The organism is Hymenobacter sp. UV11, assembly GCF_004684095.1.
In the GTDB taxonomy this organism is placed as follows: domain Bacteria; phylum Bacteroidota; class Bacteroidia; order Cytophagales; family Hymenobacteraceae; genus Hymenobacter.
This window is the reverse complement of sequence record NZ_SRII01000004.1, coordinates 334,832-347,661: the sequence shown is the minus strand read 5'-3', so window position 1 is coordinate 347,661 and position 12,830 is coordinate 334,832. Positions and strand designations below refer to the sequence as shown.

9 protein-coding genes are annotated in these 12,830 nt (G+C 54.9%); 8 read left to right on the top strand and 1 reads right to left on the bottom strand.

The window, feature by feature from the left end; all coding sequences use genetic code 11:
- The coding region (locus E4631_RS08945; RefSeq protein ID WP_135318599.1) for a PA14 domain-containing protein at positions 1-2,547 on the top strand (2,547 nt) is incomplete at its 5' end.
- 44 nt (positions 2,548-2,591) lie between these two features.
- On the opposite strand, the gene E4631_RS27035 is transcribed toward E4631_RS08945, so the two are convergent.
- Entirely contained in the window at positions 2,592-3,350 is a 759-nt protein-coding gene (locus E4631_RS27035) for a DUF4184 family protein (RefSeq protein ID WP_133659748.1), read from the bottom strand.
- A gap of 263 nt (positions 3,351-3,613) precedes the next feature.
- Between E4631_RS27035 and E4631_RS08935 the strand changes: the two genes are divergently transcribed.
- From E4631_RS08935 to E4631_RS08905, 7 genes are all read left to right on the top strand, one after another.
- Entirely contained in the window at positions 3,614-5,590 is a 1,977-nt protein-coding gene (locus tag E4631_RS08935) for an ATP-binding protein (protein ID WP_133659747.1), read from the top strand.
- A 330-nt stretch (positions 5,591-5,920) separates the two neighbouring features.
- Complete coding sequence (locus E4631_RS08930; RefSeq protein WP_133659746.1) at positions 5,921-6,304, top strand: response regulator transcription factor; 384 nt, start codon at positions 5,921-5,923, stop codon at positions 6,302-6,304.
- The gene (locus E4631_RS26930) at positions 6,295-7,485 is read left to right on the top strand and encodes a sugar transferase (RefSeq protein WP_174805476.1); all 1,191 of its coding nucleotides are present in this window, start codon (positions 6,295-6,297) and stop codon (positions 7,483-7,485) included. Before E4631_RS08930 ends, E4631_RS26930 begins: the two co-directional genes overlap by 10 nt.
- A complete protein-coding gene (locus E4631_RS08920; protein ID WP_133659745.1) occupies positions 7,482-8,237 on the top strand; it encodes a TolC family protein in 756 nt (251 codons plus the stop codon). The genes E4631_RS26930 and E4631_RS08920 overlap by 4 nt, the downstream gene beginning before the upstream one ends.
- On the top strand, positions 8,234-10,357 hold the full coding sequence (locus E4631_RS08915) for a hypothetical protein (RefSeq protein WP_133659744.1): 2,124 nt from the start codon (positions 8,234-8,236) through the stop codon (positions 10,355-10,357). The genes E4631_RS08920 and E4631_RS08915 overlap by 4 nt, the downstream gene beginning before the upstream one ends.
- A 62-nt stretch (positions 10,358-10,419) precedes the next feature.
- Positions 10,420-11,868 carry an O-antigen ligase gene (locus E4631_RS08910; RefSeq protein ID WP_133659743.1) on the top strand — a complete coding sequence of 483 codons (1,449 nt, stop codon included), beginning with the start codon at positions 10,420-10,422 and terminating at the stop codon, positions 11,866-11,868.
- Positions 11,861-12,781 carry a glycosyltransferase family 2 protein gene (locus E4631_RS08905; protein WP_133659742.1) on the top strand — a complete coding sequence of 307 codons (921 nt, stop codon included), beginning with the start codon at positions 11,861-11,863 and terminating at the stop codon, positions 12,779-12,781. The genes E4631_RS08910 and E4631_RS08905 overlap by 8 nt, the downstream gene beginning before the upstream one ends.
- Positions 12,782-12,830 lie beyond the last annotated feature (49 nt).

The window sequence follows — 12,830 nt, the reverse complement described above, 5'->3', positions numbered from 1 at the left end:
GCGGGCACGGGCAGCCTGCTGCGCGAGCAGTGGGACAACGTCAGCGGCACGAGCGTGGCCACCATTCCCCTCACCACTACCCCCTCCAGCTCGGCCACCATCGCCCAGTTCGAGGCCTCCACCTCGCCCGCCGTCAACTACGGCGCCCGCCTGCGCGGCTACATCTGCCCCCCCCTCTCCGGCGCCTACTCCTTCTGGGTTAGTGCCGACGACACGGCCGAACTCTGGCTCAGCACCGACGCCGACCCCACCCACAAGGTGCGCCTGGCTACCTGCCAGGGCTGGACCAGCGGGCCCCACGACTTCAGCCGCTTTGCCGCCCAGCAGTCGGCCCCCGTCACGCTCACGGCCGGCCAGAAATACTACGTAGAAGTGCTCCACAAGCAGGGCTGGGGCACCGGCTACGTGGCCGTGGCCTGGCTTCGCCCCGACGGCGTGCGCCAGGAGCCCATCCCCGGCTCCAGCCTCATCCCCTTCGTGAATACTACTGCCGTAACTACCCCTACCACAGTAGTTACCCCCATTACCGTAGTTACTCCCACTACGGCAGCTATTTCCACCAAGGCACGCATCACCGTCACTTTTGGCAATACGCCCAACAATGTGACTTCGCGCATTGCGCCTATGCTGTATAACAAAACCCGGGTGCTGAATTTTGAGGAAGACGACTCTCCCGTTACTGCTTACACTGACTTATTCCCGCTTTTGCAGGGGGGTAGCAAGTCTAGCACCGGGCAGTGGTGCGGTGGCCTGCGCTTCACCGACGGGTGTGGCCACAGCTACCCCTACACGGCTGCCGTCGCTATCAACGGGCACAACCCTTATAACAACTCGGAATGGCTGGCCGAAGGCGCTTCGCATGATGCCAGTAAGCTGACCTGGACCCAGGCGCAGGCTATGCTGAAAGCAAACTGGGACATTGAGAACCACTCGGACTTGCACACTGCCGACAACCCCACGCAGCAGCTCGCTACCCTCGACGCCCTGATTACGACACGCTTGCAGGGCTACAAGCCCTCCATATTCATTGTGCCTACCAACTTTGGCGGGTACTGCACGGCGGCCTTTGCTGCGGGCTACACCGGCGTTTCCAGCGCAAGCCAGAGCGACTACCTGCCCTTCTTCAACCAGTATAACGACGGCCGTGTGCTGGTTAGTAGCCTACCAACCCCTGGCACACAGTTCGTGTATCGGCGCTACCTAGCTGACTTGGATGGTGGTGAGGCCGACTGGTCGCTACTTAATCGCCTCAAAGCGCTCAGCGACAACCTAATGGCGCCGGGCACTACCAGCTCCGACGTGTTTGTGCAACGGGTATTCTCGCACAGCATATCGTTCAACACCTTGTCCAGCTGGCTGACTTACACCCAATCTATTGCGCAAGACCAGCTATGGGTTACTACCCTCCGGGAGTTCAGCGAATACCGCCGGGTGAGCAAAGAGGTAGTTAAAACGGAAACGGTGAGCGGCAAAGTCCTGACCATTGACGTCGATTATGCCAACCTCAGCGCCAATACGCGCTTCCAAAACCTGAGCCTTCTTGTTGATTCGCCCGGTAAAATCCAGAGCATCACCGTATCTGGCGCTGATAGCAGCAGCTACAACATGGAAACCGGCCTAGTCAACATTTTTCGGCACCAAGGTGTTACGGCGACAGCAGCACCCACAACCCTAGCGCCAGTAGTGAGCAGTGGGTGTGCGGGCACGGGCAGCCTGCTGCGCGAGCAGTGGGACAACGTCAGCGGCACGAGCGTGGCCACCATTCCCCTCACCACTACCCCCTCCAGCTCGGCCACCATCGCCCAGTTCGAGGCCTCCACCTCGCCCGCCGTCAACTACGGCGCCCGCCTGCGCGGCTACATCTGCCCCCCCCTCTCCGGCGCCTACTCCTTCTGGGTTAGTGCCGACGACACGGCCGAACTCTGGCTCAGCACCGACGCCGACCCCACCCACAAGGTGCGCCTGGCTACCTGCCAGGGCTGGACCAGCGGGCCCCACGACTTCAGCCGCTTTGCCGCCCAGCAGTCGGCCCCCGTCACGCTCACGGCCGGCCAGAAATACTACGTAGAAGTGCTCCACAAGCAGGGCTGGGGCCCTGGCTACGTGGCCGTGGCCTGGCTCCGCCCCGACGGCGTGCGCCAGGAGCCCATCCCCGGCTCCAGCCTCATCCCCTTCGTGACCGGTAGCGGCAACCTTGTAACGACCATAAGCAATGCCGTAGTGAGCATGCTGCCCACCGCAGCAGAGAGTAGGGCCCTCGGTAGCAGCGACAGCCTAAGCACACGCAATACCTTGGCAGTGTTCCCGAACCCCTTCAGCCAGCAGGCAACCGTGCAGTTTAGCGTAGTAAAAACTGGAATGGTAAACCTGACGCTCCTCAATACTGAGGGCCAACTGGTTGGCAAGCTCTACTCGGGTACCGTTGAAGCGGGCACTACCCAGGCAGCAGTGGTGAAGGCCGATGGCCTGCGCAACGGCCTCTACGTGCTTCGGCTGGTAACTCCTACGGGCGTGCTTTACCAGAAAGTGTCGTGTAGCAGCGAATAACGACTGGCTCACACCAACCGAAAACTGGTTCATGAACGGCTTCATTAGAGTCGTTCGTGGACCAGTTTTCGGTTGGTATACGTCGTATATAAGGAAGCCGCCACGAGGCCAACTAGTGACGAAGAGATAACCGCGATGCCACCATCCAGCAGCTCCGGCTCCGTAGCTACAATCCACTGCGTTGCCAGGGCTATCGTTACGAGTGCCACCAAACTCCAGTAGCGGACCACGGCGCTGGTAGTGGGCACTGCGCGCACTTGGCGCACAGGCATTTGCCACACAGCCCGTATAATAAATGCCCCGCCCAATACGGAGCTAGCTAACCCTACTAAGTAAAAAAAGGGCGTTTGCTCGTCGCCTACCCACACAGGCCTGGCCAATAGCGGGAAAATTTGGTCTATAAAAGGGCTGGGATGCGTGAAGCTATCCCAGAATAAATGCAACGCTGCGCCCACAATGATACTTAAAGTGACGCCTAGGTAGTATTTTCGAAAATAGTCCGTCCAGTCGAAGCTGATAAACTTCCCCAACCGCCGGTAAAGTGCCGGGGGCAGGTGCCTCAGCAGCGGCTTGCGTACTAGCAGGTGAAACGCGAAGGCTAGGACCAGGGCTACTGGGCAGCTGAAGTAAAAAATGCTGTTAAACGTGTGACTATGATTACTAGCCAAGCGAAGCCGCAGAAATTTCTCGCAGTCGGGAGCAATGCTCCCCGTAATCAACCCGGTAGCTGACAACCACGGATATCGCCGCTGAAATCGTAGGAGTGGAATAACCAGTGCAGGATGCGAAAAAGTAAATGGCATAATAAAAAATTCAAAAAGCTGCCGCCGTTGGCTTGGCCAAAAACCTTAAGGCTTAGCCCGCAAGCCACTGATGCGTTCATTTCGTATCTTGCTAAGCGCCCTATACGGTCAGGACGCTGGGTAGGGCTACTCAAAAATGGCCGCCTTTTTGAGTAGTAACATTTTTAACCGGCCAGTTTTATTAATATTATAATAACGAGGATTGCTTTGCTTTTACTGCTATCGAATAACCCGGCAATGTACTTCGCTCCTCCACTTGTTCTATGAGTCTAGAAATACTCTTAACCACCGAGCGCCAGCGGCGAGAGGCTGCTGAGGCGGAAGTGCTGCGCCTACAGGCCCAACTAGCCACGATGAGCAAGGTTGCTAATCAGCCAGACTCGGCCCCTGCCCTACCCCCCCCTGGCCAACAGATGCTGGTTGGGCAGGTTATCGATAATAGTCCAAACCTTATATACGTAGAAGACGAGGCCGGGAATTGTTTACTATCCAACGAGCGCTATCGCCAGCTCAATCAGCAGGTGCCGTATCGGGTCGAGCCCGTAGCTTCTTTCGACGCGCCCGTTTCGTTTGAAGAGTCGTATCAGCTGCCCGATGGCCAAACGGTGTGGTACTATACCACTAAAACACCGCTGCTGCAATCCGATGGCTCCCGCTGCCTGGTCACGTTTGCATCCGAAATTACCGACCTGAAGAGCGCTAACCGTTTGGCAGAAGAGGCAGTGCAAGCCCGGCAGGTTTTCATGGCCAGCATGAGCCATGAATTACGGACGCCGCTACACGGCATTATGGGCCTGGCTGAGCTGCTCCGCAAAAGCCCGTTGTCGGATGAGCAGGCGGATTATGCCGAGATGATTCAGACAAGTACCGAAAACCTGTTGGTGGTTATCAACGACATTCTGGACTTCATTAAACTGCAATCGGGACACATTAGCCTAGAGCACATTCCATTCGACCTGCACAAGACCGTGCGCGATGCCGTGCGTTCTCTTGCCTTCAAGATGGATGAGAAAGGGCTGCTATTGCGCTACGTAGGGTTCGACCACCCCCTGCCCATGGCGCAGGGCGACCCGTATCGCCTGCGCCAGGTGCTGGTAAACCTTCTAAGCAACGCCATCAAGTTTACGCAGCGTGGTACTATTACTATCACCATTGATGCCAGCCAGCAGAATGGCCGCGACCTGCCTGTTACGCTCAGCGTAGCCGATACCGGTATCGGCATCGACGAAGCCTACTTGGGGCAGGTTTTCGAGAGCTTTAAGCAAGCTGATAGCAGTATTCCGCGTTTGTATGGTGGCACCGGGCTGGGCCTCACTATCTGCAAAAACCTCGTTGAGCTGCAGAAGGGCAGCATTGGGGTACGCAGTAGGCTGGGGAGTGGGACTTGCTTCTGTTTTACTATTCCTTATAAGGTAAGCGAAGAGCCGCTACGCCAGGAAGAAATGGTGATACAGCAGCCCGATTTGCTCCAGGGCCTAACCATTTTGCTGGCAGAGGACAATGCTGTCAATCAATTGATTGCTGTGGCAATGCTAGGCCAATGGCAAGCCAAGGTAGACGTAGCTCAGAACGGTGCCGACGCCCTCAACAAGGCTAGCCGGACCAAGTACGACCTGATATTGATGGATGTGCAAATGCCGCAATTCGACGGCTTGGAGGCAACCGCCCGCCTGCGCTCCGAGCCCGGCCTTAACCAGCATACACCCATTGTGGCCCTCACGGCCGATGCAGTGAAAGTAGATGCCGGCTCCTACCAAGCCCTGGGGTTTACTGACTATCTCACAAAGCCTTACAACGAGGCCGCCCTCTACAATATATTGGCTCATGTGAGCAGGCGCGCCCCCCAGCTCGCTATGCAGGAACTGGGTCTGGCTAGCCCGAATTCGGGATTATACTACGACCTGAAGATGTTTGGCCGGCTAGCTGACGACCATGACTTCGTGGGTAAGCTTCTCGAGATATTCGTCAATACGGTGCCTGCTCAGGTGCAAGCGCTGCAAGAAGCTACCGACCACCGCAACTGGTCAGCCATGGTTCGAGAGGCTCACCACCTTAAAACCACTTTTGGGAATTTTAATATTCAGCCGGAAGTAGACCATCTTCGCCTAATAGAGCAGATGGTTGAGAAGCAAGCCTCCCGAAGTGAGTTTCAACCACTTATTAATGCTGTCGCAACTTCAACTGACTTGTTCTGCGATATTTTTCGTCAGCGATTAATGCTCTTACCACAGCCGCAGTAGTACAGACAGCAGTCTAGTAGTCACTATAAATTGCCTGAATTGCAATACTGGTTCGTTTTTTGCCTTGCGCCAAGTCATTCTTTTGCGTTTCTTTATTTTATCTTAGTCGCCAACGGTAATATTATACTTTTGACTGACAGCTAGGAACACGCCAAATTGTAACTTAGAATCTATTGAGTACCCAACGCATAGTTCCACTATTCGCGCGCTTTGTAGTATCTTTAGAACGTATTGGCCTTTTCCCCGTAAGAGGGCCGAACTTTACCGCCTACCCCCCTAGGCTGTAAATTGCACTCTTCTATATCCGCCTTATGAAAAAAATTATTCCTCATGAAAAAGACATTGTTGATTGTAGATGACGAGCCAGCTATTCGCCTCGTACTACAGCACTATTTTGGCCCCGATTTCAACGTTGTGCTGAAATCTAATGGCTTGGAGGCGATGGAGTGGTTGGAGGCTGGCAACAGCCCTGATGCCATAGTGGCCGACTACAACATGCCCTTCATGGATGGGCTAGCCTTTGTGCGGCAAGTTAGAGCCAGTGGCCTGCACCGCGACACCAACCTCATTATGCTGTCGGGCAAAGACAACACAAGCACCAAGATTGAGTGCTTGCGGTCGGGAGCAGATGACTACATAGCCAAGCCCTTCAATCCGGAAGAGCTAAGCTTACGCATTCATAAACTACTAAACCGCATCCGGGTATGGAGCTAGCCACTAGCCGCCTAAAGGTACTGTTTTTAACTACTACCACCCAGGCTGCCAGTGAGTTTCAGCAAATCTACTTGCGTGAGTTGGATTTGCTGGTGGCAACTACCCCAGCCCAAGCCCTGGCCTTGTGCGAACAGCAGCCTAACGCATTCGCCGCTATTCTGAATACTGCTGACCCTGGCTCACCGCTGGGGCTCCGTCTTATGCGCATGCTTCGGCAGGAGTATAAAGTAAAGCAGCCTATTCTGTGGCTAACTCAGGATACTATCGCCCCCGGCCTGAGGTCACTCATGCTTGAGATTGGGGGTAGCGATGTATTTGTGCAGGATACCGGCCACGACTATCTGCTCACGCGCCTCGACTTTCTGGTACGGCCCCGCACGATTCCGGCTACCATCGCAGCCAGTAGAAACGGTTTACAAATGCCGCGCAGCAAACGCTTGATGGACATTGCAGTGGCGGGAGGAGCCCTCGTAGTTTTGTCGCCGCTTTTCTTACTCATCGGTGCGCTCATCAAGCTAGAGTCGAAAGGCCCTATTTTCTACTATTCCTATCGCGTAGGCGCTGGCTACAAGGTATTTAAGTTCTGGAAGCTGCGCTCAATGCGCTCGGATGCCGATAAGCTGCTAGACAAAATGAAAGGCCTGAACCAGTATCAGGCAGGGATGGCTGAGCCCGAGAGCGCATCTGCTACGCAGCAGTTGTGCGCTACGTGCGCCGCCGCTGGCACTCGCTGCTTGCAGCAGCTAATTGATGAGCGCGGCCAGGTTATTTGCGAGGTGCAGCACCGCCGCGTGCAGAAAGCCAGTGAAGCGCCTGCTTTCCTGAAGATTGTGAACGACCCACGGGTTACGCGCATCGGCCGCTTTTTGCGAAATACGAGCATCGATGAGCTACCACAGCTCTATAATGTGCTGCGAGGTGATATGTCGCTGGTCGGAAACCGGCCCCTACCCCTATATGAAGCGGAGAAGCTGCTTACCGATGAGCATTCGCAGCGCTTCATTGCGCCGGCGGGTATTACTGGTCTGTGGCAGGTGAGCAAGCGCGGTAAGGGCGGCGATATGTCAGAGGATGAGCGCAAAGCACTGGACAACGAATACGCTCGCAATTTCTCCTTAAGGAAAGATATCGAAATCATCTTACGCACCATTCCGGCGCTTTTTCAGAAAGAAAACGTATGACCCACAGGCTAATAGGCAGTGTAGTACTGGCCTTGCACGCGTCGATGGCATTGGCGCAGGCTCCAAGCAAGCCGGCCGCCGACTGGCAAACCACCTTTTTCGAGGTACCTGGCGTAACGCTACCCCTCCTGACGACCTCCGCCATTCAGCATTCGGCGGCAATGAAAACATTGGATGTCGAAAAATCCATCAATCAGCAAGACATCAAAATAGTTAAGAAAAACCTTTTGAGTGGCGTAGCCTTGGGGGCTAGCTATACTTATGGTAACCTTGCCAGCGTTGGCTATACGGGCACTTCAACTGGCACCCCCGCGGGGCAGGTAAACGCGCCAAGTGCTAGTAGTCGTTATTACGGAGGACTTAACCTTTCTCTCCCGGTCGACCAGTTGGTGAACCACGGAGCATTGGTGCAGAAGCAGGAATTGAACCTGCAACGGACGCAATCAGTACAAAAAGAGCGGGAAGCAGTGATTCGGGAGCAGGTAATTCAGCTTTACCAGAATGTGCTGCTGGCGCATAAAGTTCTGACGCTTCGGCAAGATTCTTACGTAAATGCTCAGACCAACTCGCGTTTGGCTGAAAAGCAGTTTCGCCAGGGCCAGCTGACGCTGGTTGAGTTTTCGCAGACCTCGGGGCAGTTTACTGATGTGAGCATTGCACAGGAGTCAGCTCGTAATCAATACGATACTTCCTTCATGCTGCTGGAAGAATACGTTGGAGATAAAATAGCTAATTTAATATCCACCCGATGAGCTTTTCTGATGCTTTGCGGCTATTGGCTCGCCACTGGATAGTACTGTTACTGGTACCGTTGGTGCTGGGCGTATCAGCCTATTTTTTCTCCCGGCGCTTGCCGAAAGTGTACAGCTCCGATACGACGATTTATACTGGCATCGCTTCGGGCTACACCTTAGCGGGCAACGCAGAAGCCGACTACAACGCGACGAATAACGCGTTTGATAACCTTATCAACCTACTCACCGCGCGCTCGACCAAAGAGGAGGTAAGTTACCGGCTCTTAGCTAACCACCTTTTTGAGCTCAGCCAGCAGCCAACACTGGGTAATACTCTACCCTACAGCACTCTGCGCGAGTCGCTGCCTGCCGGTGTACGCCAGCAGCTGCTAGGCTCTACCAAGGATATAACGCTGGATAGCGTGCGGCACTATGCCAAGGCCAACACTACCAACCCTATATACCAGCTGCTGAACTCGGCCGACCCAACGTATTCGCTTGCCGCGCTTCAGCACCTGTCGGCAGCGCGCATTGGGCAGAGTGACCTTGTGCGGCTGGAGTATGAAAGCTATAACCCGGAAATCTGCCGCAGTACGTTGGAGCTGGCTACCAGCGTTTTTCTGGACCAGTCGCGTAACCTACGGGAGGGGCAAACTGCTTCGGTAGTACAGTACTACGAGAAAGAGGTAGCACGAGCCAAAGAGCGCGTTTCGAAAGCCGAAAACGCTAATCTAGCCTTTAATCGCGATAACAACATCGTTAATTACGATGTGCAATCGAACAACATTGCAACAACGAAAGAAGCCCTGGCTGGCGAACTGACTCAGGTAAGCCAGCAATATGCGGGAGCTACTGCTATTTTACAGGCTGTGAATCAAAAGCTTGGCAAGAAAGAGTCTTCGTTGCTAAGTAGTCGGCAAGTACTGGAACAGCGTCAAAAGCTCAGTCGCCTTAATTCGGCCATTGCTGATGAACAGCTTTTCAACCAGCAGAAAGAAGGCGGTCCGAGCGCTAAGCTGAAGGAGCTACAGGCGGAAGCTGACCGCACGGCGCAAGCTATTCAGGGCAACGTAGATAGCTACTATGCCCAGAGTAATTCTACGGAAGGCATTCCCAACAAAGAGATGCTGACTGAGTGGGTGCAAGCGATGACGCAGGTTGAGTCTAACCGGGCCAAACTGAGCGTTATGCGCAAGCGCCTGGCAGAGTTCGACCACGAGTACCAGCGCATGGCGCCACTTGGGGCTACACTACAAAGCCTGAAGCGCGAAACTGACCTGGCCGAAAAAGAATACATGGCGGCCCTCACTAGCCTCAATGCCAGCAAAGCCTCTATGCAGAATACGCAGCTGACATCTAAGCTTAAGATAGTAGATGCGCCCAACATGCCTACCAGCCCTAAGAATGGCAAGCTCTTGCCCATTGTGCTGCTGAGCAGCATGGGGGGCTTCGTGTTCGTAGCTGGGCTGGTATTAGGCCTGGGGCTGCTCGATAAATCGCTGAAAACGCCGGCGGCCGCAGCCAGGCAGATAGGCTTGCCGATAGCCGGCGTACTGCTCGACACGCACGCTACCCCCCCCAAATTACTGCAAGCGTCGCAGCAGCGCAGCCTCGACCAGCTGGTGCGGCATATTCTGCTACAGGCCAATACGCCGCCCATTTCATCGCCTTTCGTCGTGGGTGTGCTTAGCGTGCAGCACCAGGAAAGCAAGACCACTCTTTGCCAGGCACTGGCACAGCGCTGCCACCAGATGGGCGTGCAAACCCTGGCGCTTTACCCAGATACCAACGACACCAGCGAAACCCTGGAGTCGCCCTCCCTCTTTTACTCGGCGGAAGTAGCGGCGGCGAGAGGGTGGCTGCTGGATGAGCTGATTCAAAACGCGGTGCCCAAGCACATGGAGGAAGCTAGCTCGCCACAAGTACAAGTGGTGTTGGTAGAATTTCCGGCCCTGCGCGAGTCCATTTTGCCAGTAGGCATTCTGCGGCAGCTGAGTTTCATATTTCTGGCCGTGCCCGCCAACCGCCCCTGGCGGCTTACCGACCACCAAACGGTTGAGCGGCTGCGGGCTGCCACTACTGCCCCGGTTGAAGTCGTGCTTTTTGGCGTAGCCCCACAGCACGACGACGAAGTATAGGCCACGGCGCTATCCTTTGCCTGCAGTGCGCTACCCCCTTCCGTTGCACCTATCCTCCCTTCATGAAAGCTTCGTCCTCTTTTCCCATCGCTGTGCTCAACTCGCGCTGGCTGCCGGCAGCGGCTGTAGCTGGGGCATTGGGGGCAGGGTGGCTGGTGGGCCAGAGTGGATTGACGGCCTCGGCAGCCCTGTTACTTGGGCCGTTGCTGGTAGCCTTCGTGCTTCTCGTATTCTACTACCCGCGTGCTGGCTTTATCTCGTTCATCGTTTACTGCTTTGCGGTGATGGTGATAAACCGGCACATTGATGACGTGCCGTTTGGCTTGGGCATGGAGGCAATACTCCTGCTTACGTGGCTGGCGGTAGCGTTTCACCAATCGAAGGAATACAAGTGGAGCCAATTAAAAAACGACCTCTGCAAGCTCACGCTGGCCTGGTTTATTCTGAACGTACTGGAGCTAGGTAACCCAGCCGGCGCGAGCCCGGTAGGCTGGTTTTACGAGATGCGCGGGTCGGCGCTGTACTGGTTTCTGACTGTACCGCTGGCCTTCCTGCTTTTCAACCGCCGCCGCGACCTCCGCACCTTCCTAATCCTGATTATTGCGCTGTCGGTGCTTGGCACCTTATATGGCATCAAGCAGCACGTGTGGGGAGTAGATGCAATGGAGCAGGCGTGGCTCGACGCGGGAGCCTACCGCACCCACATACTATGGGGGCAGTTGCGCATATTTTCCTTCTATAGCGAAGCGGCGCAGTTTGGAGCATCCCAGGCTCATATTGGCCTTATGTGCTTGATTTTAGCCTTAGGACCTTATGCAACCTGGAAAAGAGTAGCGCTGGCTTGCGCCGCCCTGCTACTCTTGTATGGAATGCTTATCTCTGGTACTCGAGGAGCCTTGTTTGTGGTAGCCGTAGGCGGATTTATCTACCTGATACTGAGCAAGCAGGTCAAAGTCCTGATACTTGGGAGCCTCCTCGCAGTAGCAGCGTTTGGCGTGCTGAAGTACACCTATATCGGCAATGGCAACGCCAATATCGTGCGCCTACGCACCTCACTCGACCCCAATGACCCTTCCCTGCAGGTGCGGGTGAAGAATCAGGCTATTCTTCGGGAGTATTTGGCTAGTCGCCCACTAGGCGGGGGGGTAGGGACTATTGGCATGTGGGGTGTTACCTACAATAAGGGCAGCTTTCTGTCAACCATTGCGCCCGACAGCTACTTCGTAAAAGTGTGGGCAGAGTACGGCATTGTCGGCTTACTGATATGGCTGGGCATCTCACTCTATATCCTAGGCAAGTGTTGTGGCATTGTCTGGAGTATTCGCGACCCCTACCTACGCCAACAGCTACTGGCCCTTACGGCGGGCTACGGCGGCATTTTGGTATGCAGCTACGGTAATGAGATTATGAACCAGATGCCCTCTGCCATGCTCATCTATATTTCCTGGGTATTCGTTTTTCTGGGTCCTCAAATGGACCAGCCTAAGCCAGTTCTTGTTCATCATGCTTAACCCGTTGGTTTCCATAATTTCTATCAATTATAACCAAGCCGCGGTCACGTGTGCTATGCTGGAATCGCTGCGCCACCTCACGTACCCCAACTATGAGGTCATTGTGGTGGACAACGCTTCCCCAACCGAAGACCCAAGCCCCATTGCCGAGCAGTTTCCCGAGGCTCGTCTTATCCGGTCGACCGTGAACTTAGGCTTTGCAGGAGGTAACAACTTGGGTATCAAGGAAGCTAAGGGCGACTACTGCCTTTTCTTAAATAATGATACCGAAGTAGCCCCCAATCTACTTGACAAGTTAGTTGCCGCCTTTGAGCAGAACAAAAAAACTGGTATTGCATCGCCCAAAATCATTTTTCACGGCACCAACCAGCTCATTCAGTATGCTGGTTGTGAAGGAATTAACCCCTGGACCGGGCGCGGAACGGTGGTTGGCTACCTAGAGCCTGATGCGGGCCAGTATGATACCTCGCATACTACTTCGCTTATCCACGGGGCCGCCATGATGGTGCCTACGCACGTTATCAAGCAAGCCGGGCTAATGCCCGAGCTTTATTTCCTGTATTACGAAGAGCTGGACTGGTGCGAAATGATAAAGCGGATGGGCTACCAGAGCTACTACGAGGCCGGGGCCACGGTTTACCACAAGGAGTCAACCTCAGTTGGGCAGGGCTCGGTGATGCGCACCTACTACCTGAACCGCAACCGTTTATTATTCATTCGGCGCAACTCGCGCGGTTGGCATTTTTGGAGCGGTTTCTTGTTTTTCTTGTTTGTGGCCGTTCCTAAGAACAGCGCTATGTATGCCGTTCGCAACCAATGGGCACACCTGCGGGCACTGTGGCGAGGCTTGGGCTGGCACTTGCGGGGCCACAACATCTACCAGAATCATTTCCTACCCCACACTTCCTCCTAAACGCCTTCGCCTTTTGCCCTTTTCAATGACATATCCCCAAGTTTTGTGA

Coding starts and splice junctions, on each gene's coding strand:
- E4631_RS08905 (WP_133659742.1), top strand. CDS start 11,861: ATGCTTAACCCGTTGGTTTCCATAATTTCTATCAATTATAACCAAGCC.
- E4631_RS08935 (WP_133659747.1), top strand. CDS start 3,614: ATGAGTCTAGAAATACTCTTAACCACCGAGCGCCAGCGGCGAGAGGCT.
- E4631_RS08920 (WP_133659745.1), top strand. CDS start 7,482: ATGACCCACAGGCTAATAGGCAGTGTAGTACTGGCCTTGCACGCGTCG.
- E4631_RS27035 (WP_133659748.1), bottom strand. CDS start 3,350: ATGCCATTTACTTTTTCGCATCCTGCACTGGTTATTCCACTCCTACGA.
- E4631_RS08930 (WP_133659746.1), top strand. CDS start 5,921: ATGAAAAAGACATTGTTGATTGTAGATGACGAGCCAGCTATTCGCCTC.
- E4631_RS26930 (WP_174805476.1), top strand. CDS start 6,295: ATGGAGCTAGCCACTAGCCGCCTAAAGGTACTGTTTTTAACTACTACC.
- E4631_RS08910 (WP_133659743.1), top strand. CDS start 10,420: ATGAAAGCTTCGTCCTCTTTTCCCATCGCTGTGCTCAACTCGCGCTGG.
- E4631_RS08915 (WP_133659744.1), top strand. CDS start 8,234: ATGAGCTTTTCTGATGCTTTGCGGCTATTGGCTCGCCACTGGATAGTA.